At 36.0% G+C, this 25,471-nt stretch carries 25 protein-coding genes; 23 read left to right on the top strand and 2 right to left on the bottom strand.

Annotated features, from left to right (window positions below; genetic code table 11):
* Nucleotides 1-6: 6 nt before the first annotated feature.
* The 3 genes from ATZ35_RS01320 to ATZ35_RS01310 are packed head-to-tail and all read left to right on the top strand — an operon-like array spanning nucleotide 7 to nucleotide 3,046.
* Entirely contained in the window at nucleotides 7-1,377 is a 1,371-nt protein-coding gene (locus tag ATZ35_RS01320; protein WP_208928786.1) for an acetyl-CoA carboxylase biotin carboxylase subunit, read from the top strand.
* A 14-nt stretch (nucleotides 1,378-1,391) separates the two neighbouring features.
* Entirely contained in the window at nucleotides 1,392-2,258 is an 867-nt protein-coding gene (gene accD / locus ATZ35_RS01315) for an acetyl-CoA carboxylase, carboxyltransferase subunit beta (protein ID WP_208928784.1), read from the top strand.
* A 2-nt stretch (nucleotides 2,259-2,260) separates the two neighbouring features.
* Entirely contained in the window at nucleotides 2,261-3,046 is a 786-nt protein-coding gene (locus ATZ35_RS01310; RefSeq protein ID WP_208928781.1) for an acetyl-CoA carboxylase carboxyl transferase subunit alpha, read from the top strand.
* 250 nt (nucleotides 3,047-3,296) lie between these two features.
* Here the strand turns inward: ATZ35_RS01310 and ATZ35_RS01305 are convergent, their stop codons facing one another.
* Nucleotides 3,297-3,689, bottom strand: coding sequence for a VOC family protein (locus tag ATZ35_RS01305; RefSeq protein ID WP_208928779.1), 393 nt, complete (start codon nucleotides 3,687-3,689; stop codon nucleotides 3,297-3,299).
* A 225-nt stretch (nucleotides 3,690-3,914) separates the two neighbouring features.
* Between ATZ35_RS01305 and ATZ35_RS01300 the strand changes: the two genes are divergently transcribed.
* The 15 genes from ATZ35_RS01300 (at nucleotide 3,915) to ATZ35_RS01230 (ending at nucleotide 18,381) form a co-directional block, all read left to right on the top strand.
* Entirely contained in the window at nucleotides 3,915-4,442 is a 528-nt protein-coding gene (locus ATZ35_RS01300) for a YqeG family HAD IIIA-type phosphatase (protein WP_208928777.1), read from the top strand.
* Nucleotides 4,439-5,554, top strand: a complete 1,116-nt coding sequence (yqeH, locus tag ATZ35_RS01295; RefSeq protein ID WP_208928775.1) for a ribosome biogenesis GTPase YqeH — start codon at nucleotides 4,439-4,441, stop codon at nucleotides 5,552-5,554. Before ATZ35_RS01300 ends, yqeH begins: the two co-directional genes overlap by 4 nt.
* Nucleotides 5,555-5,585: 31 nt before the next feature.
* Nucleotides 5,586-5,897, top strand: a complete 312-nt coding sequence (gene yhbY, locus ATZ35_RS01290; protein WP_086278671.1) for a ribosome assembly RNA-binding protein YhbY — start codon at nucleotides 5,586-5,588, stop codon at nucleotides 5,895-5,897.
* A gap of 18 nt (nucleotides 5,898-5,915) precedes the next feature.
* Nucleotides 5,916-6,560 (top strand): nicotinate-nucleotide adenylyltransferase, encoded by a 645-nt coding sequence (locus tag ATZ35_RS01285; protein WP_208928773.1) that lies wholly within the window; start codon nucleotides 5,916-5,918, stop codon nucleotides 6,558-6,560.
* Nucleotides 6,550-7,152 (top strand): bis(5'-nucleosyl)-tetraphosphatase (symmetrical) YqeK, encoded by a 603-nt coding sequence (yqeK, locus tag ATZ35_RS01280; RefSeq protein ID WP_208928771.1) that lies wholly within the window; start codon nucleotides 6,550-6,552, stop codon nucleotides 7,150-7,152. Before ATZ35_RS01285 ends, yqeK begins: the two co-directional genes overlap by 11 nt.
* Before the next feature lie 276 nt (nucleotides 7,153-7,428).
* Nucleotides 7,429-7,767, top strand: a complete 339-nt coding sequence (gene rsfS, locus ATZ35_RS01275) for a ribosome silencing factor (RefSeq protein WP_034701966.1) — start codon at nucleotides 7,429-7,431, stop codon at nucleotides 7,765-7,767.
* Between the two features lies 1 nt (nucleotide 7,768).
* Nucleotides 7,769-8,506 (top strand): class I SAM-dependent DNA methyltransferase, encoded by a 738-nt coding sequence (locus tag ATZ35_RS01270; protein ID WP_208928769.1) that lies wholly within the window; start codon nucleotides 7,769-7,771, stop codon nucleotides 8,504-8,506.
* Nucleotides 8,507-8,632: 126 nt separating this feature from the next.
* Complete coding sequence (locus ATZ35_RS01265) at nucleotides 8,633-9,802, top strand: nucleotidyltransferase (RefSeq protein ID WP_208928766.1); 1,170 nt, start codon at nucleotides 8,633-8,635, stop codon at nucleotides 9,800-9,802.
* Between the two features lie 95 nt (nucleotides 9,803-9,897).
* Nucleotides 9,898-10,614 carry a YebC/PmpR family DNA-binding transcriptional regulator gene (locus tag ATZ35_RS01260; protein WP_208928763.1) on the top strand — a complete coding sequence of 239 codons (717 nt, stop codon included), beginning with the start codon at nucleotides 9,898-9,900 and terminating at the stop codon, nucleotides 10,612-10,614.
* Between the two features lie 168 nt (nucleotides 10,615-10,782).
* Nucleotides 10,783-11,760, top strand: a complete 978-nt coding sequence (locus ATZ35_RS01255) for a LacI family DNA-binding transcriptional regulator (RefSeq protein ID WP_208928761.1) — start codon at nucleotides 10,783-10,785, stop codon at nucleotides 11,758-11,760.
* A gap of 223 nt (nucleotides 11,761-11,983) precedes the next feature.
* Nucleotides 11,984-13,303, top strand: coding sequence for an ABC transporter substrate-binding protein (locus ATZ35_RS01250; protein WP_208928759.1), 1,320 nt, complete (start codon nucleotides 11,984-11,986; stop codon nucleotides 13,301-13,303).
* 15 nt (nucleotides 13,304-13,318) lie between these two features.
* Nucleotides 13,319-14,203 (top strand): carbohydrate ABC transporter permease, encoded by an 885-nt coding sequence (locus ATZ35_RS01245; protein ID WP_208928757.1) that lies wholly within the window; start codon nucleotides 13,319-13,321, stop codon nucleotides 14,201-14,203.
* Nucleotides 14,200-15,048: a carbohydrate ABC transporter permease gene (locus ATZ35_RS01240; protein WP_208928755.1), complete on the top strand. Its 849-nt coding sequence runs from the start codon at nucleotides 14,200-14,202 to the stop codon at nucleotides 15,046-15,048. The genes ATZ35_RS01245 and ATZ35_RS01240 overlap by 4 nt, the downstream gene beginning before the upstream one ends.
* A 10-nt stretch (nucleotides 15,049-15,058) precedes the next feature.
* A complete protein-coding gene (locus ATZ35_RS01235) occupies nucleotides 15,059-16,534 on the top strand; it encodes a glycoside hydrolase family 32 protein (RefSeq protein WP_354017408.1) in 1,476 nt (491 codons plus the stop codon).
* A 599-nt stretch (nucleotides 16,535-17,133) separates the two neighbouring features.
* Nucleotides 17,134-18,381, top strand: coding sequence for a hypothetical protein (locus ATZ35_RS01230; protein WP_244148196.1), 1,248 nt, complete (start codon nucleotides 17,134-17,136; stop codon nucleotides 18,379-18,381).
* Nucleotides 18,382-18,553: 172 nt separating this feature from the next.
* Here the strand turns inward: ATZ35_RS01230 and ATZ35_RS01225 are convergent, their stop codons facing one another.
* A complete protein-coding gene (locus ATZ35_RS01225) occupies nucleotides 18,554-19,135 on the bottom strand; it encodes a YdcF family protein (RefSeq protein WP_208928751.1) in 582 nt (193 codons plus the stop codon).
* A 156-nt stretch (nucleotides 19,136-19,291) separates the two neighbouring features.
* Here ATZ35_RS01225 and ATZ35_RS01220 point away from each other — a divergent pair, with 156 nt between their 5' ends.
* The 5 genes from ATZ35_RS01220 to thrS all read left to right on the top strand — a co-directional run bounded on the left by ATZ35_RS01220 (nucleotide 19,292) and on the right by thrS (nucleotide 25,342).
* The gene (locus ATZ35_RS01220) at nucleotides 19,292-20,143 is read left to right on the top strand and encodes an aminoglycoside 6-adenylyltransferase (protein ID WP_208928749.1); all 852 of its coding nucleotides are present in this window, start codon (nucleotides 19,292-19,294) and stop codon (nucleotides 20,141-20,143) included.
* 436 nt (nucleotides 20,144-20,579) lie between these two features.
* Nucleotides 20,580-22,052: a L,D-transpeptidase family protein gene (locus ATZ35_RS01215; protein WP_208928746.1), complete on the top strand. Its 1,473-nt coding sequence runs from the start codon at nucleotides 20,580-20,582 to the stop codon at nucleotides 22,050-22,052.
* An 80-nt stretch (nucleotides 22,053-22,132) separates the two neighbouring features.
* Nucleotides 22,133-22,726, top strand: a complete 594-nt coding sequence (locus ATZ35_RS01210) for a class I SAM-dependent methyltransferase (RefSeq protein ID WP_208928743.1) — start codon at nucleotides 22,133-22,135, stop codon at nucleotides 22,724-22,726.
* A 67-nt stretch (nucleotides 22,727-22,793) separates the two neighbouring features.
* Nucleotides 22,794-22,973: a 2-hydroxymuconate tautomerase gene (gene thmT / locus ATZ35_RS01205; protein WP_208928727.1), complete on the top strand. Its 180-nt coding sequence runs from the start codon at nucleotides 22,794-22,796 to the stop codon at nucleotides 22,971-22,973.
* Between the two features lie 428 nt (nucleotides 22,974-23,401).
* Nucleotides 23,402-25,342 (top strand): threonine--tRNA ligase, encoded by a 1,941-nt coding sequence (gene thrS / locus ATZ35_RS01200; RefSeq protein WP_208928724.1) that lies wholly within the window; start codon nucleotides 23,402-23,404, stop codon nucleotides 25,340-25,342.
* Nucleotides 25,343-25,471: the final 129 nt, after the last annotated feature.

Here is a 25,471-nt window from a genome sequence, read left to right as displayed (position 1 = left end):
TGAGCTATGTTTTCAAAAGTTTTAATTGCAAATAGAGGAGAAATCGCTGTTCGAATCATTCGAGCATGTCGTGAATTAGGAGTGCAAACTGTAGCGGTCTATTCCGAAGCAGATAAAGAAGCACTGCACGCACAGCTTGCAGATGAAGCAATCTGTATTGGGCCAGCGAAAGCAGCTGATTCTTATTTAAATGTTCAAAGCGTATTAAGCGCAGCGATTGTAACAAATGCTGAAGCAATTCATCCAGGTTTTGGATTTTTATCGGAAAATAGTCAGTTTGCAGCAATGTGTGAAGAGTGCAATATTACTTTTATTGGTCCAAAAGCTGCAACGATCGATGCGATGGGAAATAAAATCAATGCCCGAGAATTGATGCAAAAGGCGAATGTGCCAGTTATTCCTGGAAGCACAGGTGTCATCAATTCAGTTGAAGAAGCGTTGACGATTGCAGCTGATATTGGCTATCCCGTTATGCTAAAAGCTGCCGCTGGTGGTGGTGGTAAAGGGATCCGTAAAGTATTGAGCAAAGAAGAATTACCGCAACACTTTACTTCAGCACAACAAGAAGCGAAAGCAGCTTTTGGTAATGACGATATGTATCTGGAAAAAATTATTTACCCAGCACGACATATTGAAGTGCAGATTTTAGGCGATCAATATGGTCATGTGATTCATTTAGGCGAACGTGATTGTTCTTTACAAAGAAATAATCAAAAAGTGTTAGAAGAATCACCTTCAATTGCAATTTCACCTGAAAAACGTCAATTATTAGGTGAAACAGCTGTTCGTGCAGCCAAAGCCGTACAATATGAAAATGCTGGAACAATCGAATTTTTGATGGATAAATCTGGTGAATTTTATTTTATGGAAATGAACACTCGAATTCAAGTTGAGCATCCTGTGACAGAAATGGTTACAGGGATCGATCTTGTTAAAGCTCAATTAAAAATTGCTTCCGGGGAAGAGTTACCTTATACCCAAGAAGATATTACGATTACGGGGCATGCGATTGAATGTCGAATCAACGCTGAAAACCCAGCATTTAACTTTGCTCCTTCTCCAGGGAAAATCAAAAATCTGCTGCTACCAAGTGGCGGTATGGGCTTAAGAGTAGATAGTGCAATGTATTCCGGCTATACGATTCCGCCTTTTTATGATTCAATGATCGCTAAGGTGATCGTTCATGGGGAAGATCGCATGGATGCTTTGATGAAGATGCAACGGGCGTTACATGAGATTGTGACAGATGGAATTATCACAAATGCAGAATTTCAGCTAGATTTGATTACTCATAAAAACGTGCTCGCTGGTGATTACGATACAAGCTTTTTACAAGAAACATTTTTACCAAATTGGGAACCAGAAAGCGATAATTAAAAAGGAGCAGGTGTATGGCTTTATTTAAAAAGAAAAACTACATTCGAATCAATCCGAATCGCGCGGGCGACCAATCTGCTGTAAACAAACCTACAGTTCCAGATAATATGTGGGCTAAATGTCCTTGTTGCAAACGTACGCTCTATACAAAAGATATGGGGGCAGAAAAAGTCTGTCCTTATTGTGGTTATAGTTTTAGAATCGGTGCGTGGGAACGACTTGCCTTGACAGTCGACGAAAAAAGTTTTGAAGAATGGGATACAGATTTAATTACAAAAGATCCGTTAACCTTTCCAGGTTATTTAGATAAAATTGCGATAATGCAGGAAAAAACAGAACTTCATGAAGCTGTTTTAACTGGTAAAGCGAAAATCGATGGTCAAGAAATCGGGATCGGGGTAATGGATGCTAATTTTATCATGGGTAGTATGGGGACAGTCGTAGGCGAAAAAATTACCCGTCTGTTTGAACGTGCCACTGAACAACGCTTGCCTGTAATTATTTTTACCGCATCAGGTGGAGCAAGAATGCAAGAGGGGATTTTTTCTCTGATGCAGATGGCAAAAATCTCAGGTGCGCTTAAACGCCATAGTAATGCGGACTTATTTTATATCACAGTACTGACTGATCCAACAACTGGCGGTGTTACAGCTAGTTTTGCTATGGATGGGGATGTTATTTTAGCTGAACCGCAAAGTTTGATTGGTTTTGCTGGACGACGCGTGATCGAACAAACCATTCGTCAAGAATTACCAGATGATTTTCAAAAAGCCGAGTTTTTATTAGATCATGGATTTGTTGATAAGATTGTTCCTAGAAATCAAATGCAGGAAACACTTAGTAAACTAATAAAAATTCATACGATGAAAGGGTGGAAATAGCGATGGAAAAAACAGCCAATGATATTGTCACCCTAGCTAGAGCGCAAGATCGCTATACGTCATTAGAATATATTGCGGCAGTCTTTGATGATTTTATAGAATTCCATGGTGATCGTTACTTTGGCGATGACTTGGCTGTTGTCGGTGGTGTTGCAACGTTAGAAGACAAGCCGGTGACGGTCGTTGGGATTCAAAAAGGGCGCAATTTACCTGAAAATATTGAACGGAATTTTGGCGCACCCCATCCTGAGGGATATCGTAAAGCCTTACGTTTAATGAAACAAGCTGAAAAATTCGGCCGACCAGTGGTTACGTTTATCAATACAGCAGGCGCTTATTGTGGAATTGAAGCAGAAGAGCGTGGTGAAGGTGAGGCAATTGCTAGAAATCTAATAGGAATGTCTGATTTAAGTGTGCCGATCATTGCAATTATTATTGGTGAAGGTGGCAGTGGCGGTGCATTAGCACTCGCAGTGGCTGATGAAGTTTGGATGTTAGAACACACGATCTACGCGGTGCTCTCTCCAGAAGGATTTGCTTCAATTCTTTGGAAAGATGGAAGTCGAGCTAAAGAAGCAGCTGAGTTAATGAAGATCACAGCAACAGAATTAAAAGAATTAACGATCATTGATCGTGTGATCCCAGAAGAAATGAACGGTGAAGTATTAGAACAACCAAAAATCAATCGAATGATTCAAAAAGCACTTATTAGTAAGTTTACTGAACTGTCTCAATTAGAAACGGATGTGCTTCTGGAAAATCGCTATCAGCGTTTTCGTAAATATTGATTGGGGATATAAGAAGAGGCCGAGATAAAAGTGTTTAGCTCCGAGAAATAAGAAGGAATTCACGAAAATTGTTTTTCAAATTTTTGTGACCAAGTAGGTACTGTGCAACATCAACTCGTTCCTCGTTGTGTTTTACAGCAATTTCAGCTTATTTCCGAAGGAGCTGCTTTTTTCTCGCCGTTTATTCGGGTTTAGAGAGCGAAACAAAACTGATTTTTAGTTTTGTCCCGCTCTCTTTTTTGTGCTGTTCTCAATAAGTATAGACTTCTGAAATCGACCAGATAAAACCAAATGGATCTTTGATATTTGCCACTTTAAATTTATTTGGCACAACAGTGATGGGCATGTCTAAAGTACAGCCAGCAGCCAATGTTTTTTCAACAAGCTCTTCAACATTATCACAAATCAACTGGATACAAAGCGGTACTCCCTGCAATGTCAAAGGTGATTTTCCGCCGTTTTCTGGTTGTTCATCGGCTAAAGCAAACAAACTTTCACCAATGCTGAAACGAGCAGAGTTTCCTTCTTCCGCAAGCACCAATTTTATATTCTTTGCATCGAATATTTTTTCATAAAGTGTCATTGCAATTTCTGTATCAGGGACAAAAAGATTGATTGATGCTTTTTTGATTGTAACAGCCATTTTTTTCCTCATTTTATTTATTTACAAAAAGCTTATCATAGAAATCAAGAAAGTAACAAATCAATGTTTGAACTGTCATACGATTGTCATCGAATCTTATGAAAACTTATAATGAGCATTTATAGAATTTTTCGCAAAAATGCAGTATAATACAAATTGGAGGAGTGCTAGCTTAGTACTCCTTTCACTATGAAATAGTTTATGGTGGAGATGAGAGGAGTTACTATGTTTTCAAAATTTAAACCAACTTGGATGGTAGATGCGATTTATAAAATCACACCGAACCAATTAAAAAATTTAGGGATCAAGGCAGTATTGACTGATTTAGACAATACCTTGATTGCGTGGAATAATCCAGACGGGACTGAAGAATTACTATCATGGATCCTCGAAATGAAAAATGCTGGAATTCCAGTTATCGTTGTATCAAATAATAAATCTAGCCGTATTAAACGAGCAGTTGAAAAATTTGATTTAGAATATGTATCTAGAGCGTTAAAACCGTCAACTAGAGGTTTCAGAGAAGCTGAAAAGAAATTAAATTTAAAGCCAGAAGAATTAGTAATGGTTGGTGATCAAATCATGACTGATATTCGTGGTGCAAATGCTGCTGGGATCAGAAATATTTTAGTTCGTCCGATTGTTGATACTGATGGTTGGAATACGAAAATCAATCGATTTTTTGAACGGAAAATCATGAAACATTTAGCGAAGAAACATCCAGATATGATATGGAAAGGCGGACTAGAATGAGTGATATGGAAGCAATTCACTGTATCGGCTGTGGTGCAGTCATTCAAACGGAACACCCGAATGAATTAGGCTATACGCCAAAAGCTGCATTTGAAAAAGGGATGGAAACAGGGGAAGTTTATTGCCAACGTTGTTTTCGTTTAAGACATTATAATGATATTCAAGATGTTCAATTAACAGACGATGATTTTTTACGTTTGCTAAATGAATTAGGAAAAGAGGATGCATTGATCGTCAATGTAGTGGATATTTTTGATTTTAACGGATCATTAATTCCAGGACTACATCGTTTTATTGGCGATAATCCTGTTTTGATGGTAGGGAATAAAGTCGATATTTTACCTAAATCATTAAAGAAGCCTAAGATGATTCAATGGATGAGAGAACGTGCTCATGAAGAAGGCTTACGTCCTGTTGATGTATTATTGACAAGTGCTAAAAAACCGCAGGAAATGGAGCATTTACTTAAAACGATCGAAAAATATCGTGATGGTAAAGATGTTTATGTGGTCGGGGTAACGAATGTTGGTAAATCAACATTGATCAATCAAATCATCAAACAGACAGCTGGAGTTCAAGATGTTATTACAACATCGCAATTTCCGGGAACAACATTGGATAAAATTGAAATTCCTTTAGATGATGGCCATTTTTTGATCGATACACCGGGAATTATTCATCGCCATCAAATGGCGCATTACCTTGGTAAAAAAGACTTAAAAATTATCGCACCGCAAAAAGAGATCAAACCTAAGGTGTATCAACTAAACCCTGAACAAACATTATTTTTAGGTGGGTTGGCCCGATTTGATTTCATTCAAGGAGAGCGTAGTTCATTTATTGCCTACGTATCAAATGATTTAGCAATTCACCGAACTAAATTAGTGACAGCTGACGCCTTTTATGAGAAACATGTTGGCGGTTTGTTACAACCACCACGTCCTGATGAAGTGTCAGAATTTCCTGAATTGGTTCGTTTTGAATTTTCTATCAAAGAAAAAACAGATATTGTTTTTGCCGGACTAGGCTGGATCACGGTCACAGAACCATGTGTGGTTGCTGGCTGGGCACCAAAAGGCGTCGACGTTTTAAGAAGAAAAGCCTTGATTTAATCATAAGTGAGAATAGAGAGAAGGAAAATTAGTGGATTTAAGAGGAAAACAAAAGCGTTTTTTACGCAGCCAAGCTCACCATTTACAACCGATTTTTCAAATTGGTAAAGGCGGCTTGAACTCTGCGATGGTGGTACAAATCAATGAAGCGTTAGAAAAACGTGAATTGATCAAAGTCACTTTGTTACAAAATACTGATGAGATCGCTGAAGATGTGGCAGTGGCATTAAAAGCGGATATTCATTGTGATATCGTTCAAATCATTGGTCGTGTACTAGTATTATTCAAACCATCATCTAATGAAAAATATCAAAAGATCTCTAAAGAAGTTAAAGCAATTTAAAACTTGGAGGTAAGAAAAATGGGGACAAATACGAATGCAGTATTAAAAGCAGAAGTAATTGTGGAAGAAGCAGAGCTTTTTCAAAAGCGTAAACAGGTAGGAATATTAGGTGGAAATTTTAATCCAGTTCATTTGGCTCATTTAGTGATGGCCGATCAAGTGCAACAACAGCTGGGGCTTGATAAAGTCTATTTGATGCCTACTTATTTACCACCTCATGTAGATGAAAAAAAGACGATCGATAGTCAACACCGATTAGCAATGCTAGAGCTTGCAATTACGGATAATCATAATTTAGCAGTTGAGCCGATCGAGTTGTTCCGTAAAGGAAAAAGTTACACATACGACACGATGAAAGCTTTAACACAAAATAATCCGGATACAGATTACTATTTTATCATTGGTGGAGACATGGTAGAATATTTACCAAAGTGGTATAAGATCGATGAGTTATTGACATTAACTAATTTTGTCGGTATCCGCCGTCCTCATTACGGAACGATCACACCTTATCCAATTATGTGGGTGGATGTACCTCAAATGGATATTAGTTCAACTCTTATTCGGGAAAAGATCAAAAATGGTTGTTCTACACGCTACTTACTACCTGATAGTGTGATACACTATATAGAAGAAAAGGAGCTGTATGTAGATGGATTTTAGTGGTAAATACACCTCGTTCAAACGAGAAGAATTGATGCAAGAAGTTCAGATGCATATGAGTGAACGCCGTTTTCAACATGTTTTAGGTGTGGAAGAGACTGCAGTAGCTTTAGCCGCTAAGTACGGTGCTTCAGAAGAAAAAGCAAGTATTGCAGCCTTAACGCACGACTACGCTAAAGAACGTCCGAATGAGGAATTTGAAATGATTATTCAGCGAGACGGTTATGATCAGGAGCTGTTACATTACGGCAATGCCATTTGGCACGGACTCGTTGGCGCAAGTATGGTCCAAAGAGAACTAGGTATTAATGATGAAGAAATTTTAGAAGCAATTCGCTTACATACCACTGGTGCTGCTAAAATGAGTTTGTTGGATAAAATTATATATGTAGCAGACTATATCGAACCAGGTCGTAATTTTCCAGGTGTCAAAGAAGCTCGTGAATTGGCTTTAGTTGACTTGGATGAAGCCGTTGCATATGAAACAAAACATACATTAGTTCACCTTATCGAACAAGAACAAAAAATCTATCCAAAGACGATTGAAACATATAATTATTGGGTAGTAGGAAAAGCTGAGCAAAGTGTTTAGCTCTTTAGAAATTTAGGAATCTGAATATGGAACGTGTTTTGTTCCATGTGAAGGTTATCTAATTTCCTCAAGAGTTGCTTTGAGAGGCTAGATCAAAGGAAAAGCTGATTGAACTCGTACAGCACAGACAGAAAAATAGGGAATACTATTCGTGATGCTTTTTGCTTTGAAACACAGTGAATAAAGTGAACTGATGTTGAAAAATACAAGGTGAAGCAAAGCGGAACGTTGTTACCATTTTAAAATTAGGAGGAAACCATCATAGATAGTCAACAGATTTTAGAAATCGCTGTAAAAGCAGCTGATTCAAAAAGAGCAGAGGAAATTGTCGCATTAGATGTACATGAGATTTCACTTTTAGCAGATTACTTTATGATTTGCCAAGCAACAAGTGAACGTCAAATCAATGCCATCGTGGAAGAAATTATTGAAAAAGAAGAAGAAGCACAGGTTGAAGTAAAACGAATTGAAGGGAAAGATGGCGGTAAATGGGTCTTGATCGATTTAGGCGATATTATCGTTCACGTCTTCCAATCAGCAGAACGCGGGTTTTATAACTTAGAAAAACTTTGGTCAGACGCACCAATGGTCGACCTTCACGCTTGGGTCGAGTAATATGGCTTATGAAACATTTGCTTTTGTCTATGACGAGGTAATGGATGATAGTCTTTATAATGAATGGCTGGAATTTTCAAAACGTCATTTACCAGATGGGAAAATGGATGTTTTAGAAATGGCTTGCGGGACTGGCGCATTAGCTGTAAATTTTGCCAAAGCAGGCTTTACAGTCACAGCTTTGGATTTATCCGAAGAAATGCTGATGATGGCCAGTAAACGAGCTGCAGAAGAAGAAGTTCATGTTCAGTTTGTCCAAGGAAATATGATGGATTTATCTGAAATGGGTCAATATCATGCAATCACTTGTTTTTCTGATTCATTATGTTATATGGCAAACCGTCAAGAAGTCCAACAAGTATTTGACGATGTATATCAAGCTTTGGAAGATGACGGTGTCTTTATTTTTGACGTTCATTCGATCTATCAAGTAGATAAAGTGTTCCCAGAATACAGTTATCATTACCAAACAGAAGAATTTGCCTTTTTATGGGATAGTTATCCTGGTGAAAAAGAGCATAGTATTGAACATTTTCTAACGTTCTTTGTCAAAGAACATGAGAATGATGAACTGTTTATTCGGCAGGATGAACTGCATCAAGAAAGAACCTATACAATGGAAAATTATTTGATGATGCTGGAAAGTGCTGGCTTTATGAATGTTGAGGTCTATGCTGACTTCACAGATGAAGCTCCAACAGAAGAAAGCAGACGTTGGTTTTTCGTTTGTAAAAAATAATCTAATAGATGAGTGGTACAAAACTTTTAAAAGTTGCTGCCGCTCATTTTTCTTTTGTTTCCGTAATAAACTAAACATGTTATGATGGAATTCTAGTAGAAAAAGGCTGGAAGAAGGAGCAAAAAAATGAGAAGTTGTGGCATTATTGTTGAATATAATCCTTTCCATAATGGACATCAGTATCACGCTGAAATGGCACGGAAACTGAGTGGTGCAGATATTGTGATTGCTGTGATGAGTGGGAACTTTTTACAACGAGGCGAACCAGCTATTATTGATAAATGGACACGTGCCAAAGAAGCGCTCAATCATGGCGTGGATTTAGTGATTGAATTGCCATTCGCATATGCCGTACAGTCAGCTGATTATTTTGCATCAGGTGGAGTAAAGCTATTGCAAGACTTGCAGTGTGATGATTTGTGCTTTGGTACGGATAATCAATCAGAGCTGGATTATGAGCTCTTTGGAAATTTTGTACACAATCATCAAAAGGAAATTGATCAAGCCTACCAAGAAATCAAAAATAATGGCATGAGTTATCCACAGCAAATGACAGAGGTTTTTCGCAAATTTTATCCAAATGATGCATTCGATTTTTCTTCTCCCAATCATATTTTAGGTTTAAGTTATGCGAAAGAGAATGCAACGTATGAAAAGCCAATGACGTTATATCCTTTAAAACGGGAGGCAGCTGGTTATCACGATACTAAAATATATCAACATTTTGCGAGTGCTACAGCCATTAGAAACGCTGTTTTTTCAGAGGAATTAGATCAAGTTAAACGAGTGTTACCAACACAAGTGGCGATCGATTTGAGTAGTTCACCGACAGTCTCTTGGGAAGAGTATTGGCCATTATTAAAATATAAAGTACTTAGCAGCTCTCTAGTAGAACTCCGAGAGATTTATCAGATGAAAGAAGGCATCGAGTATCGTTTGCAAGAAGCCGCAAAAATAGCTGATTCTTTTCATCAGTTTATAGAACAAGCTAAGACCAAACGTTACACATGGACACGTTTGCAACGATTGGCAACCTATATTTTAGTCAATGTGAAACAATGTGAAATAGAGAGTGTCAGACAAAATAACTACATACACGTGTTAGGTTTTACAGAGCAAGGGCAACGTTTTTTAAAGGAAAAGAAAAAAAATCTAAGTTTGCCGCTTATCACTAAAATCTCTAAGAATTTGAGTACTCAATTAGCTTTAGATATTCGTAGTAATCAACTATATCAGTTAGGGAGCGATCGTATTTTAGAGCAGAGCTTTGGTCGTTTTCCGATCCGTGTCTCTTAAAAGCAAAAAACACTTAACAAAAGTCCATTTGGCAAGTATAATGATAAGGGCACTATAATCAAAAATATAATACTAATTGAAAGCGAAGTGAGAATATGGGTCGTAAGTGGGCAAATATTAAAGAGAAAAAAGCTGCCAAAGACGCAAATAACAGCCGAGTTTATGCAAAATTCGGAATTGAAATTTACGTAGCAGCGAAATCGGGTGATCCTGACCCTCAAGCAAATCAAAAATTACGGTTTGTTATCGAGCGCGCAAAAACATATAATGTACCAAAACATATCATTGACCGAGCGATCGAAAAAGCAAAAGGATCTGGCGATGAACAATATTCTGAATTACGTTATGAAGGATTTGGACCAAATGGCTCAATGGTTATCGTTGATGCATTGACTAACAACGTTAATCGTACAGCGTCAGATGTTCGTGCAGCCTTTGGGAAAAACGGCGGAAATATGGGTGTCAGCGGAGCTGTTGCTTATATGTTCGATCATACAGGTGTGATTGGATTTGCAGCTGATGATGCAGATGAAATTCTTGAGTATTTGATGGAAAAAGATATTGATGTTCGTGATGTGACTGAAGAAGATGGTCAAATCATTGTCTATACAGAACCAGAAGATTTTCATACAGTTCAAGAAGCTTTAAAAGAAAAAGGCATTGAAGATTTTTCCGTTTCTGAATTAGAAATGATTGCTCAAAATGATGTAGAATTAGCAGGAGAAGACTTAGAAAAATTTGAACATATGATTGATGTATTAGAAGAGCTTGATGATGTTCAAAAGGTGTATCATAACGTTGATTTAGATTAGTTTGAGAATCTCGAGCTATAACCTTATAGCAATCTGATTTTGAGATTGCTATAAGGTTATAGCTTATTTTGTATAAACGAGACATTCGCTCATATTATTTGGAATCGTTTCCCTATTTTTGAAATTATATGTTACAATTCTAATCAGTATTAAGAAAGCAGGGATAGGATGAAAGCAACGATGAAAGATGTTGCCGCATTAGCTGGAGTGGGAGTTGGAACTGTTTCTAGAGTCATAAATGGAGTAAAAGTAAAAGAAATAACTAGAAAAAAAGTTGAAGCTGCTATCGATGAATTATCTTACGAACCTGATGAATATGCCAGGGCTTTAAAAACAAATCGTAGTAATACGTTAGCATTAATTCTTCCAACAATTTGGCATCCTTTTTTCTCAGAGCTTGCCTACTATATTGAAGAAGAACTAAGTAAACAAGGGTATAAACTTTATTTGTGCAATGCAGATGGTGATCCAGAGAAAGAGTATGAGTATATTCAAATGGTTAAGCAAAACAAGGTTGATGGCATTATAGGAATTACGTATTCGGACGTCGATAAGTATGTTTCGTCTAATTTGCCGTTTGTAAGTATAGATCGACATTTTTCAGAAGACGTGACTTACGTGACATCAGACAATTTTGGCGGGGGAACATTAGCCGCAAAAGAATTAGTCATGCGAGGGTGTAAGACGGTAGCTTACATAGGTGGTTTCTCGCCATTTCCAAATGAAACCGTTAATCGGCGGGAAGGTTTTTTATCATATTGCAGAGACAAAAAAATACCGTTCAAAATACTGGATATGCCAGAACCAATTACGGATTTACACAATCAAATTTTACAATTTATCAAGGAAAATGATACGATTGACGGTATTTTTACAGTAAATGATTTTATGGGATTAACTGTTTTGGAAACATTAAAAACAATCGGTAAAACAGCCCCTCAAGATTTTCAGTTAATAGGATTTGATGGGGTGAGAATGGCTCGTGAAAGAAAATATACACTTTCAACAATCGCTCAATCTGTTCCATTGATGGCAGCTACAGCAGTTGATGCTATTTTGAATAAAATAAAAGGAATAGAAGTTCCGAAGAGAATTATTTTGCCTGTGAATTTTGTTTCGAATAATACAACGATTGAACTGCGATAATCGAATTTTTTTATAAGTATTTTTAGGTGTTTAGGATGGAACTTTGTAGTTCATTCTAGACACTGTTGTTTTTTTTACTTAGAATTAAAAGTCAAATAACTAGTTAAAATCCAGTTGACAGAAAACGGTTTCAATGATATCCTTTTTTTATTAATTAATGAAACGTTTCCAAAATTCGGTTTCAGATAAAATGGAAACGTTTCAGAATTGGAGGATTAGATGAATGAGGAAGTATTTTTATAAGCTCATAGCAGTAGTCAGCGTCGTTTTATTTATTTTTTCTGGATGTGGAAACGTTTCAAAAAAATCGAACAACCAAATTAACAATAAAGGAGACATAAAAATTTGGGTTCAATTCTCAGATGAAACACCTGAAGGGAAAGCTTGGCAGAAAATTGTCGATAATTTTAATAAAGAATATCAAGATAAATATAAAGCTATTACTGAATATATTCCAAGAAGCGGTAGCGGTGGTGGTTATGAAGATAAAGTGAATGCTGCAATCACAACGAATAGTTTGCCTGATGTTCTCACACTTGATGGTCCAAATACTGCAGCATATGCTAACGCTGATGTAATTGAACCATTAGATGACTATTTAGAGGATGCAAATATGGATGATGTACTTGATAGTATCATTCAACAAGGAACTTATAATAAGAAATTCTATGCTTTTGGTTTTTCTGAATCTAGTGTTGGTATTTATTACAACAAACAATTATTTAAAAAGGCTGGTATCAAGGAGGATGCATTACCAACATTAGATAAGCCTTGGACTTGGAATGAGTTTAAAGCTGTTTGTCAAAAATTAGTGGATGAATATGAGTTACCAGCAATAAATATTCAATTAGCGTCTAAAGACGAAATGCTGACGTATGCCTACACACCGTTTATCTGGTCAAATGGAGGAGACGTTGTAAATCAAGCTGGAACAAAAGCATTAGGGTATTTTAATGATCCCAAAAGTGCAGAAGCACTTCAATTTATTCAAGATTTAGTGAAAAAAGGATATACAACGAATACTCCAATTGAAAAAGGATTTGAAACAGGAAAATATCCAATGCTTCTAAGTGGCTCATGGACGATTGCTGATTTAAATGAAAATTACAAAGATTTGGAATATGGCATATTACCCTATCCTGTATCAGATAAAACGAAAAAATTAGTTTCACCAACAGGTAGTTGGCAAGTAGCAATGTCTTCTAAAACCAAAGAAAAAGAGGCATCAGCTGCATTTATAAAATATGTCACCAATACAGAATCAAGTAAAATCATGAGTTTAGGCAATAGCGTTTTACCTATTAGAAAGTCAACGATCGAATTGATCAAAAACGATGTGTCTGAGGAAATGCGTTTTCTAATGGAACAAAACCAAAAATCAGGTCATGCGCGGCCCGTTGTAGTAGCATATCCACAAGTTTCTCGGGCATTTCAGCAATCAATTCAAGATGCGAGTTATTATAAAGAAAATCCTGATGTACAAAAAATAGTAGATGTGCATGCGGAAGAAATGCAGCAAGTCATCGACAGGATGTTGAAGTAAAAAGGAGGAAACAAGATGAATCGGAAACCGACAGTCAAAGAAAATTTAGTAGGGTATAGTTTTTTAGCGCCAGCTCTTATTTTATTGACGATTTTTCTTTTGATTCCAGTAGGAATGGTTGTCTACTATGCGTTTACAGACTATTATTTACTGACGCCAGACAATCGTCAATTCATTGGGGTAGACAACTTTAAACAATTATTTAACGATCCCATTTTTATCAAGAGTATGGTTAATACGGCTAAGTTTGTTGTTTGGATCATTCCAGTCCAATTGGGGGCAGCATTAGGAATGGCCTTGATCATCAATAAAAAAAGAAAAGGGAATTTATTGTTTAAAGTAGCATTTTTTGCCCCAGTTGTCATGTCTTTGGTGGTTATCTCTATCTTATGGCTGTATTTATTAAATCCAAATGAAGGGCTGATCAATTCATTATTAATGAAAATAGGAATTTCTGCTCAACCTTTTTTAACAAGTCCTAAACAGGCGATGTACACGATCGTTTTTGTCTCTGCTTGGCAAGGAGCTGGTTATCAAATGTTACTATTTTTAGGCGGTATGCAGAATATCCCGCAAGATGTCTATGAAGCCGCTGAAATGGATGGCTTCACAAAATTTCAACAATTTCGTTATATTACACTGCCTTTATTAAAGCCAACAGCTATCTTTGTCTTATTAACAACGCTTATCTCAGCTTTTAAGCTGATCGTTCAACCAATGGTTATGACCCAAGGTGGACCAATGAATTCTACCATGACGATGGTCTATTATATTTATCAGACAGGCTTCACCGACCGAATGGTAGGTTACTCTAGTTCAATAGCGTTGATTTTTACAACCATGATTGGTTTGATTACGATCGGTCAAAGAAGGTTAATTAAGGAGGATAAAGACAAATGAAAAAAAAGATGGGACCACTGATGTTTTTTGAATATGTTCTATTATTTATTTTAGCGGCAATGTTTATTTTTCCAATGCTTTGGATGATCGTTTCTGCTATGAAATCAAACGCAGAAGTTTATACAAACCTTTCTTCTTTTAAAGCTTTTTTACCTAGTCTAAATCCTGCAAACTGGTTTAAAACCTATCAAGAAGTCATTGAACGATTCAGTATTTGGACGTATTTGCTAAATAGTATTTTTTACGGCATCACTTTTGCAGCAGGATCTATTTTTGTTAATTCATTAGCAGGTTTTGCTTTTGCCAAGATCAATTTTACAGGAAAAAAAGTAATTTTCGGATTCTTGTTAGCACTTTTGATCATTCCAATGGAGACCGTATTGATTCCTCAGTTTACAATTGTAAATGCATTAGGGTTAGTTAATAGTCGTATTGCAGTGATTTTACCAGCGATGGCTAGTGCATTTAATATCTATTTATTTAGAAATTTTTTTATAGCTATACCAGAAGAAATCATTGAATCAGCTAAAATAGATGGTGCAAATATTGTTAAAATATTTTTTTCAATCATGTTGCCGATGTCTAAACCAGCAGTAGCGACCGTTGGGGTTTTATCTTTTATTGGGAGCTGGAATGATTATATTTGGCCATTAATGGTATTGACAGATAAAAGTAAGTTTTCCATGCAAGTCGCTATTACAACGATTAACACGACACAACCTGTTTATATTAATCAGGTCATGGCAGTTTTAACAATTTCAACGATTCCTTTAATCATTATTTATATTGTCGCTCAAAAATATATCCTTCAAGGATTGGGCGGTTCTGGAACAGGAATCAAATAGGAGAGATATGATGAGAGAAAAAATAGAACGAGCAAATCAATTTATTAAAGAAAATAAAGGAATGATTAATAATGTTTATCGCCAAAGCTATCATTTGATGGCTCCTGTAGGTTGGATTAATGATCCAAATGGATTTGTCTATTACAAAGGTGAATATCATTTGTTTTACCAATATTATCCATATGATAGTGTTTGGGGGCCAATGCACTGGGGACATGCTAAGTCAAAAGATTTAATCCACTGGGAAGATCTCCCTGTAGCGCTAGCACCTAGTGAAGAATATGATTTAGATGGATGTTTTTCAGGAAGTGCAATTGAAAAAGACGGGAAACTATATTTGATGTACACAGGACATTATGAACGAGAAGGTATCAAAAGAGAAGTTCAGTGTATTGCAGTTTCAGAAGATGGTGTTCATTTTGAAAAAATTCCTGGAAATCCTGTAATTTCAGATCAACATATTAAGGGCATTGCTCAAATTGAAGATTTTCGTGATCCTAAAATAATCGAACATCGGGGGATGTACTACAGTGTAGTTGCCTCAAAGACAGCTGAACAACGAGGACAAATTTTATTATTTCAGTCAGATGATTTATTTAATTGGCGGTTTACTTCTATACTACTAAAAGGAAAAAAAGAACAAGGAGTCATGTGGGAATGTCCTGATTTATTTCATCTAGACGGAAAAGATGTTTTATTGATTTCCCCTATTGAAATGGAAAAGAAAGATAATTCTTATGAAAATATCAACTCTACTGTAGCTTTTATAGGTGAAGTGGATTGGTTAACAGGTCGGTTTAATGTAGAAAATTTTCATGAAATTGATTTTGGTTTGGATTTTTATGCCCCTCAAACATGTATAGATAAGCAGGGACGGCGGATTATGGTTGCTTGGATGCAGATGTGGGGACGAAATATGCCAACGAATGATTTGGGGCATTTTTGGGCAGGTGCGATGACCTTACCACGTGAACTCCATGTGGAAAAGCAACAATTAATCCAACAACCTATTAACACAATTTATACATTCATCACTGATAAAAAAAGTATAATAGAAGAAAAACTAGATAATTCGTCTATTGTAATAGAAAATAATGGAACCAAGCAATTCTATATTGAATTTAGTGGAAACCTGACACTAACTAAAAAACTTAGAATGAAAATTATTAGATCGAATGATTCTGCTATTGAATTAATCTATGAACCAGTTACTGAACATCTATCTATTAGTCGTGATAGCTTTGGTTTCTCTATTACGGGTGCTGAAACAGACAAATTAACAAAGCGAACGGCTAGTGTTCCTTTAATAGACAATAGACTAGTTTTAGAGATATTTAGAGATACATCATCAATAGAAATATTTGCAAAAGGCGTTGCTGTAATGTCAATGAATTTTTATGAAAAAGGGCAAAGTGAACCCGCGACTTTATCTGTAGTTGGAATGCTTGAACAAGTTGAAATAAATTATGGATTAATCAAAGTATAATATTAAAGAAGCCTTTATCATTGCTAGAAGATAGCAACGGTAAAGGCTTTTAGTTTGACGATTTATTTGGATTATCAGGATAAATAAACTTGATTTTAAATAATTTTCTTGCACTTTTTTCTAATTTGTTGGAAATGTAATAAAGAGATGAGTTACCAATTATAGAGTTGAGACTTAAGGATCATTTGATATATTTATATGGCACATTTCAATTTATTTGAAACAAAATAAACCCTTCATACACACACTATATGAAGGGAAACACAATATGAAAAAACTAAGAACAAGAATATAATAGCACTTTTATTTTAAATTCTCAAATATTTAGCATTTTAATGAAATTTTTGAGAATAATGGATATTCAGGTGAGAAATAGTTATCTTTTGTAGCTAAATCAATGAATAAACAGTTTTTTCAAATTTTTATCGAGAATACTAAGAAAGCGCTCTCGAATATTTTACTTTATTTTGGCAGCAGTATAAAATCAACATAAGGATATAAACTATTTGTCTCTTTTTTTTACATATAATAATTTTGAATTTATATTTTTTTATTAGTTAGCGCTATTGAATGATCATTAGTCAATGGGGAATGTCTGAGTGAAACGTAAATGGTTATTTCTAATATTATTGGGATTGATGGTTAGTGTACTACAAATCGATATGCACCAAAGTTTTGCGGAAGATGACATACTAAATGAGGAATCTGGAAATGAAATGCCAGAGGAACAACCAGAGATAATGCAAGATATTCAAGAACGTTTGATTGAAGTTGGATCAGGTGCACTTAGTGGAACGTATTCAACTGGGGCGACGGGGCAAACGATCATTACGATGACCTACACCTATACACCTACTTTAGATTTATCCTTAGGTGGTCAGCCAATGATCGTGATGCAATTACCGCCAGAAATTGCGAACCAAATTTACGGAAGTACGGCAAAACAGCAAAGTTTTTTATCAGTGTTAACGGGAACTGTGACTCTTCCAGCTGCATTAGTCGGGAGTGTTTCTTATAATATTCATGATACGACACGTAATTTTACATTAGCTTATAGCAGTGCTTATAATTCAGTATATGTAACTTTTCCTACTAATGTTGTAAGTTTATTGGGACTTAGTCGCTGGGCAGTTAGTTTCAGTTTTGACGTCGCACTATTATATCAAAATGGCATTACGATTCCCCCAGCAAGTAATGGTGTGAATTATCCTATCAAAGGAACATTTGGCTCCTCAACAGATGGTTTAAATATTATCAATTTGGTTTTAGGAAATGTCTCAAAGTCAGGTGTGATTGCTTTACCTTCTATGTCGGTCGGAACAGGCGTACCGATTGTGACAGCACCTGTTTTAAATAGCCCACTTTTAAATCTACAGACAGTCGTGGGCGGTAAAATTCAACAAGTACAAAATAGTAATTATACTTACACAGTTCAACTGACGATCACCCGTTCTGATGGAACTTCGGCACCAATAGTCGTCAGTAATATACCGGTCGATGCTTCGGGAAATTTCAGCACCACTTTAGCCTCTGCTTTGCAATTTGGAGACAGCGTTTCAGCGCTCGTTAATGCACAATCAAAAACAAACAGCAATTATATTCAAAGTCCTTCTGCGGCTCCATTAGCCGTTAGTTGGCCAGTCCAACCTGTAACCACAGTGTCTGCAACAGCAATCAACTTACCGCCAGATCAACGACATTCATTTCCTTGGGTAGTGGTTATTAGTATCGGTGTGGGCATATTGATTGTGATATTGGGCATTATTTACTACTTTAATCGAAAAATGAAGAAAGAACAGAAAAAGTATGAAGAACTAAAAAATAGCCTAGATAAACCAGAAGAATAAATAGATCCGAAAGAATAGAATAAAAGAAAGAAGCATGTTTTTTGGCAGTTACTGAGTAGTGAAATCTATACTAACAACTGCTTAACAAAACACTTTTTCATTTTCACCCCCATTCCCAATAGCGGGAATGGGGGTGAGTCACTATAAACAGTACTACTTACTTAAAGCCTAATCAATGATCAAAAAGTAATCCATACCCCAAAGCTACGATTTCCCGAGCATATGTTTTAAACTTAGCAGAGGATTTAGAAACGGCAGGAAGTCCGCTGATTTCAGAAATCCCTAAACGTTTTGCTAATAGTTTAGAACGATAAAGATGAAAATCACTTGTAACGATCACCGTATTTCCTAGCGCTTGTTTCTTTTGAGCGTTTTGAATGTTTTCTTTGGTTCGTGTCGAGGTATCTTCTGCCAAGATTTGTTCTTGTGAAATTCCATTTGCTCTTAAATATTCAGCCATGACATTGGCTTCACTATCAGGTTCATCAGAGCCTTGACCGCCGCAAACGATAGCAGTTGCATTTGGATGTTCTTTTAAATAAGGAATAGCCGCATTCAGGCGCTCTTTTAAAACAGTACTTGGATAGGCGTTGTCTTTTGAGGAGCCTTTAACTTGTGCACCCAAGATAAGCACAGTATCTGGTGTTGAAGTTGGCTGATCTTTTGTTCCGCTAAAAATTAGGAACAGAACGAGACCTGTATATAAAAAGCCCAAACTTATAATTATCAACATTATTCTCTTTACCCATTTCATAACACCACAACCTTTCTTATCCAGTGTAGTAGATAAGGAAGGAGAATAGTGTTTATGCTTTCTTTTTTAAAGATTTTTTAACGATTTTAAGAGAAAGTATAACATAGCTAGTGACGTAACGTATACTTTATGTAGAGCGAAAACAAGGAGGATCATATGAGAACAGAGAAGGAAATATTTCAATTGATTACTGAGACAGCTAAAAATGATGATAGAGTGTTGGCGGTAGGATTGAATGGTTCACGAACAAACAAAAAAGCACCTAAAGATATGTTTCAAGATTATGATATTGTGTATGTTGTGGAATCAGTTGAGGCGTTTGTCAAAGATCCGTCATGGATCGACCAATTTGGGTCACGTTTAATTATGCAAACACCAGAAGATATGGTTTTGTTTCCACCAACTGGGAATGGCCGTTTTACTTATTTGATGCTGTTTGATGATGGCAATCGAATCGATTTAACTTTGTGTCCTAAAGAACAGGCGGATAATTGGAATGAAGGCGATCACTTAGCCGAGATTTTATTGGACAAAGAGCAATTATTACCGAGGTTAACAGCAGCAACCGATCAAGACTACTGGGTAAAACGTCCAAGTCAGGCAGAATTTTTGGATTGCTGCAATGAATTTTGGTGGGTCAGTACTTATGTTGTAAAAGGCTTATGCCGTAATGAATTGTTCTATGCAGCGGATCATCTAAATGAAATATGTCAAAAAGAATTGTTACGTTTGTTATCTTGGCAAGTAGGATCAGAACATGGCTATCAAATTAGTGTTGGCAAAAATTATAAGTACTTACCTAACTATCTAATAAAAGAAGAATATGAAGCAATTTTGGCAACGATGAATAGCTCTAGCATTTCAGCCGCGTGGTCCGCATTGATTTCCCTACAAAAGCAGTTTGATCATTATGCTCAGAAATTTGCACAAAAAAATTGCTTTGATTATGATCAAAAAACAGCTCTAAAAGTTATGAACTATACAACAGATTTCAGTTCTAGCTACTAAGGTAAGTTCTTTCTTGCAACTTTTTTTAGATAATTGGATGAGGATTCAGGAAGATTTTAAAGTTTATTGTAAATATAGTAGAATTTCATCAAAGATATTAGCAAATAGTCTTTTTTCCTCTCCCTTATGTGTGGTAGAATGATAAGTACACTGTATCGAATTTTGACGGTTGCAGTATCCTGTTTACTAGAAAAAAATAAAATTAAGCACTTATACATAAAAAACATGAATTTTTTCTCATATGTAAGCAAAATAATTGAAGATTACGAGGATTTTAACTAAACTATCTTTAAAATGCAGTTACTGAAGTAGCTTGTTGTTAGGAAAAATTTTAAATAATCACAGGAAGCATGTATTCCTTTTGCACTATTTTTGAAACAGGAGAAAGCATTGCCTCAAAGTAAGCATATAAATTTAAAAAAAGGAAGATAGCTCAATGGAAAATGAAGAAACAGTCAGTCGCTCAGTTAAAAATGCAAGAGCGCCGCAAAATAACAAGCAGCCAAATAAGAAAAAGAAAAAATGGCTAGTTCCAATAGTTGGTTTATTAATTTGTTTAGCACTTGTATTTACGGGCGGTCTCGTTTATTTTCAATCTCATTTTTTTATCACAGCCAAAGCGAATGGTGTTGATATCAGTTTATTAAATGCAAAAGCTGCAAAAGAAAAACTAGAACAACTGAATAAAGCTGAAGATGTTGTGATTAAAGTAAATGGTAAAGAAGAAAAAATTGCTTTGCCTGAAAAATATCAAATAACAGAAGAATATTTGAAACAAAACATGGGTGACCGTTCAATCAAATTACCGATCAATGAAGATTACAAGAATGAATTGAAAAATAAACTAAATGAACTTACGTTTGAAGAAGGAACACCAAGTCAAGATGCTAGGATCGAAAAAGTTGATGGTAACTATCAAATCTTACCAGAACAAATTGGGACAGCAGTTGATAAAGAAGCGTTGATGAACCAAGTCCTAAAAGATGTTGATGAAAATAAAGGTAGCTACGTCTATGATGTCAAAGAATTTTATCAAAAACCAACAGTGACAAAAGACGACAAAGGACTACAAGAAAAGTTAGCTTCGTTATCTAAAAAAGAAAATAAAGCGATCACGCTTGATATCAATGGCGAAAAATTGACGCTTACAAAAGAAGAGTTACAATCATTTATGGATACAGCTGGAAATGTCGATCCAAATAAAGTCTATGCTTGGGTAGAACAAACAAACCAAAAATATGGCTCGATCTTTAAACCAATCATTTTTAAAAATGTTCATGGCGTAACAACGAAATACAAAAATAATGGTAGCTATGGCTGGGACATCAATATGCCACAAACAAGAGATTTACTTGTTCAAGCACTCAATAGTGATAAAGATACTGAAACAATCACAGTACCGATCGATGGTGATGTAACACAATCTTCAACGGTTGATAAAGATTATGTTGAAATCGACTTAAACGATCAAAAGATGTACTTCTTTAAAAATGGTGCCAAAGTCGTTGAAACAGATGTGATCACAGGACGCTATAACAAAGGAACTGCGACAGTACCTGGATTCCATACAATTTTGTACAAAGATACAGATACAAAGTTGGAAGGTGAAATGCTTGATGGTTCAAAATATAGTGTACCAGTAAAATATTGGATGCCATTAAAGAGTTTTGGTGGTGTTGTGACGCAAATCGGGATTCATGATGCTGATTATAAAGCAGAGTATTTTGGGAACAAAGAAGCCTACAAAACTAATTTTGGTAGTAACGGCTGTATCAATACACCAGGAGCAGCTGTTGCTCAAATCTTCAATGGTGCGTATGCTGGAATGCCAGTAATCGTTTATGGTCACATTTATGATGATGCACCAGGAGAATTTGATAAACCTGTTGATTATGGTGAACCAGCTTAAAAGAATAGTGAAAAGAAGTCCAAACGGGCTTCTTTTTTTAATAAATCGACTAAAACACCAGCTTAAGGAGAAAATCACCTATGAATATCTTTGATAAAATTGCCCATCATTATGACTCACCAAAACAATTAGCGTTAGCAAATATCATAACGACAGAGATTCAAAAAAAATTGGGAAATGTTACTGAAGCAACCTTACTAGACTACGGCTGTGGCACAGGTTTGATTGGCTTAGAAATTGCCGCTGGTTTTAAGGAAATACTATTCGTCGATCCGTCTGAAGAAATGATTCGGATTGTCGATCAAAAAATCGAACAAACAAAATGGACCAATGCAACAACACTTGTAGGCAGTTTCTCTAAAGAAAATACTTTTGAGCTAACAGCTGACATGATTGTTGTCTCACTAGTGTTGTTACATGTACCAGATACAATCGGATTGTTGACATCGTTATATCAAACGTTGAATCATGGTGGTCGTATCTTAGTGGTCGATTTTGATAAAAATGAAAAAAACAGTCATGACAAAGTGCATAATGGTTTTGTTCAGGCAGAACTTCGCAAACAATTTGAAGAAGTTGGGTTTAGGTCAGTATCAAGTGAAACATTCTATCATGGAGCGAACCTATTTATGAATCAAGATGCCTCAATGTTTATAGTAAGTGCTGAAAAATAAATAAACTTAAGTGAAACGTGCTATCATATATTTAAGACTGTTCAAACAATTGAAGGGAGGAAGCGTTATGCCATTTATTCATGTCGAACTAATCGAAGGACGCAGTGAAGAACAATTAACAAATATGGTCAAAGAAATCACAGAGGTTGTCTCTAAAAACACGGGAGCACCGCAAGAGAATATTCATGTTATTGTAAATGAAATGAAAAAAGATCGTTATGCTCAAGGTGGAACTTGGAAAAAATGATTCTTTTGAAGAAATACTTGCTTTTTATTTAAAGAAGTGTTTAAATTAACACATAAATGATTGATGAGAAAGACACCTGAACTTGTAAGCAGTCTTTTAGAGAGGAAAATCTCGGCTGAAAATTTTCCAGACCTGCGCAAGGAATGACCACTTTTTCCAACCTTTGTCGAAACAAAGGCGGCCGTACCGTTAACACGCTTGAGGAACATGACTGTTTGTTATGTTTAAAAATAGGTGGAACCACGAACTTTTCGTCCTAGTATCTGATTAACTATCAGATGCTGGGACTTTTTGCTGTGAATCACCACGACTGGCTTTGCCAGAGTGGATGATGAACAGTACTCGTTGAACAAAGTGGCTTATAACCGTACATGATCTGGTAGAGTTGTTCTCTTTTCAATCATAATTTACCAAAGGAGGAAACAAAAATGTCAATCAAAATTACATTTCCAGATGGCGTAGTCAAAGAATTTGAGGCTGGCTCATCAACATTAGACATTGCTAAAAGCATCAGTAACAGTTTAGCTAAAAAAGCCTTAGCAGGGAAGTTTAATGGCACATTAATAGATTTAGTTCGTCCAATCGAAGAGGATGGAACGATTGAAATCGTAACACCAGATCATGAGGATGCGTTAGGGATTTTACGTCATTCATCTGCTCATTTAATGGCGAATGCATTACGTCGTCTATTTCCAAAAATCAAATTTGGTGTAGGGCCAGCAATTGATTCAGGTTTTTATTATGATACTGATAATGGGGAAAACCAAATCACAGCTGAAGATTTACCTGCTATTGAAGCTGAAATGATGAAAATCGTCAAAGAAAATAATCCAATCGTTCGTAAAGTTGTTTCAAAGAACGAAGCGTTAGAATTATTTGCAGATGATCCTTATAAAGTTGAATTGATTTCAGAGCTTCCAGAAGATGAAATCATTACAGTGTATGATCAAGGGGATTTCGTTGATTTGTGCCGTGGGGTTCATGTACCATCTACTGGACGTATTCAAGTCTTCAAATTATTATCAGTAGCTGGGGCTTACTGGAGAGGAAATTCGAACAATCAAATGATGCAACGAATTTACGGAACTGCTTTCTTCGATAAAAAAGACCTAAAAGAATTTATCAAAATGCGCGAAGAAGCCAAAGAACGTGATCACCGTAAGCTAGGGAAAGAGCTTGATTTATTTATGCTTAATCCAGATGTTGGTTCAGGATTACCGTTCTGGTTACCAAAAGGTGCAACCATTCGCCGTACAATCGAACGTTACATTACAGATAAAGAAATTAGCTTAGGTTATCAACATGTGTATACACCAATTATGGCTAATGTTGAATTCTATAAGAGATCAGGTCACTGGGATCATTATCATGAAGATATGTTTCCACCAATGGATATGGGCGATGGCGAAATGCTAGTACTTCGTCCAATGAACTGTCCGCATCATATGATGGTATATAAAAATGATATTCACAGTTATCGTGAACTACCGATTAGAATCGCTGAGCTGGGTATGATGCATCGTTATGAAAAATCAGGTGCATTGTCTGGATTACAACGTGTGCGTGAAATGACCTTGAATGATGGACACACTTTTGTTCGACCTGATCAAATTAAAGAAGAATTCTTGCGTACATTAAAATTAATGGTAGAAGTATACGCTGATTTTGATGTAACAGATTATCGTTTCCGTTTAAGCTTAAGAGATCCGAACAATAAAGAAAAATACTTTGATGATGATGCAATGTGGGAAAGATCGCAAACGATGATCAAAGAAGCAGCAGATGAAGCTGGAATTGATTATTTTGAAGCAGAAGGTGAAGCAGCCTTTTATGGTCCTAAACTCGATGTTCAAGTAAAAACTGCATTAGGAATGGAAGAAACACTTTCTACAATTCAAATCGATGCACTTTTACCAGAACGTTTTGATTTGACTTATGTAGGCGAAGATGGGGAAAATACACATCGTCCATTAGTTATCCACAGAGGGATCGTTTCCACAATGGAACGTTTCGTTGCTTACTTGACAGAAGTTTACAAAGGCGCTTTCCCAACTTGGTTAGCACCAATTCAAGCAACAATCATTCCTGTATCTGTTGAAGCTCATTCAGATTATGCATATGAGGTGAAAAAACGCCTGCAAGAGCAAGGTTTACGTATCGAAGTCGATGATCGTAATGAAAAAATGGGTTATAAGATCCGTGCCTCTCAAACACAAAAAATTCCTTATCAAATCGTTGTTGGCGATAAAGAGATGGATGATGCGACTGTGAACATTCGTCGTTATGGTAGTAAAGAAACCGAAGTGATCGATTTAAATATCTTTGTTGATAGTATGGTTGCAGACGTTTCGAATTATAGTAGAAGATAATAAAAAAAATAGGCAGAGCAATCATGCTTTGTCTATTTTTTATAAAAATTAAATATTTTCTTAGTAAGGAGATTACCCCTATTTTTTTTTTGATTTTTTCGTTACAATAGAGAAGCGAGACTTTTCTCA

The sequence above is a fragment of the Enterococcus rotai genome, from assembly GCF_001465345.1.
Lineage (GTDB): Bacteria > Bacillota > Bacilli > Lactobacillales > Enterococcaceae > Enterococcus_L > Enterococcus_L rotai.
This window is presented reverse-complemented; position numbering and strand designations above follow the sequence as displayed.

Bases quoted from the DNA above. Each gene is read 5' to 3' on its own strand.
- ATZ35_RS01215 (WP_208928746.1), top strand. From the start codon at position 20,580: ATGGAAAATGAAGAAACAGTCAGTCGCTCAGTTAAAAATGCAAGAGCG.
- accD (WP_208928784.1), top strand. From the start codon at position 1,392: ATGGCTTTATTTAAAAAGAAAAACTACATTCGAATCAATCCGAATCGC.
- yqeK (WP_208928771.1), top strand. From the start codon at position 6,550: ATGGATTTTAGTGGTAAATACACCTCGTTCAAACGAGAAGAATTGATG.
- ATZ35_RS01285 (WP_208928773.1), top strand. From the start codon at position 5,916: ATGGGGACAAATACGAATGCAGTATTAAAAGCAGAAGTAATTGTGGAA.
- ATZ35_RS01310 (WP_208928781.1), top strand. From the start codon at position 2,261: ATGGAAAAAACAGCCAATGATATTGTCACCCTAGCTAGAGCGCAAGAT.
- thmT (WP_208928727.1), top strand. From the start codon at position 22,794: ATGCCATTTATTCATGTCGAACTAATCGAAGGACGCAGTGAAGAACAA.
- ATZ35_RS01225 (WP_208928751.1), bottom strand. From the start codon at position 19,135: ATGAAATGGGTAAAGAGAATAATGTTGATAATTATAAGTTTGGGCTTT.
- thrS (WP_208928724.1), top strand. From the start codon at position 23,402: ATGTCAATCAAAATTACATTTCCAGATGGCGTAGTCAAAGAATTTGAG.
- ATZ35_RS01235 (WP_354017408.1), top strand. From the start codon at position 15,059: ATGAGAGAAAAAATAGAACGAGCAAATCAATTTATTAAAGAAAATAAA.
- ATZ35_RS01320 (WP_208928786.1), top strand. From the start codon at position 7: ATGTTTTCAAAAGTTTTAATTGCAAATAGAGGAGAAATCGCTGTTCGA.
- ATZ35_RS01220 (WP_208928749.1), top strand. From the start codon at position 19,292: ATGAGAACAGAGAAGGAAATATTTCAATTGATTACTGAGACAGCTAAA.
- ATZ35_RS01265 (WP_208928766.1), top strand. From the start codon at position 8,633: ATGAGAAGTTGTGGCATTATTGTTGAATATAATCCTTTCCATAATGGA.
- ATZ35_RS01250 (WP_208928759.1), top strand. From the start codon at position 11,984: ATGAGGAAGTATTTTTATAAGCTCATAGCAGTAGTCAGCGTCGTTTTA.
- ATZ35_RS01300 (WP_208928777.1), top strand. From the start codon at position 3,915: ATGTTTTCAAAATTTAAACCAACTTGGATGGTAGATGCGATTTATAAA.
- ATZ35_RS01270 (WP_208928769.1), top strand. From the start codon at position 7,769: ATGGCTTATGAAACATTTGCTTTTGTCTATGACGAGGTAATGGATGAT.
- ATZ35_RS01210 (WP_208928743.1), top strand. From the start codon at position 22,133: ATGAATATCTTTGATAAAATTGCCCATCATTATGACTCACCAAAACAA.
- ATZ35_RS01260 (WP_208928763.1), top strand. From the start codon at position 9,898: ATGGGTCGTAAGTGGGCAAATATTAAAGAGAAAAAAGCTGCCAAAGAC.
- ATZ35_RS01305 (WP_208928779.1), bottom strand. From the start codon at position 3,689: ATGGCTGTTACAATCAAAAAAGCATCAATCAATCTTTTTGTCCCTGAT.
- ATZ35_RS01245 (WP_208928757.1), top strand. From the start codon at position 13,319: ATGAATCGGAAACCGACAGTCAAAGAAAATTTAGTAGGGTATAGTTTT.
- yqeH (WP_208928775.1), top strand. From the start codon at position 4,439: ATGAGTGATATGGAAGCAATTCACTGTATCGGCTGTGGTGCAGTCATT.
- ATZ35_RS01255 (WP_208928761.1), top strand. From the start codon at position 10,783: ATGAAAGCAACGATGAAAGATGTTGCCGCATTAGCTGGAGTGGGAGTT.
- ATZ35_RS01240 (WP_208928755.1), top strand. From the start codon at position 14,200: ATGAAAAAAAAGATGGGACCACTGATGTTTTTTGAATATGTTCTATTA.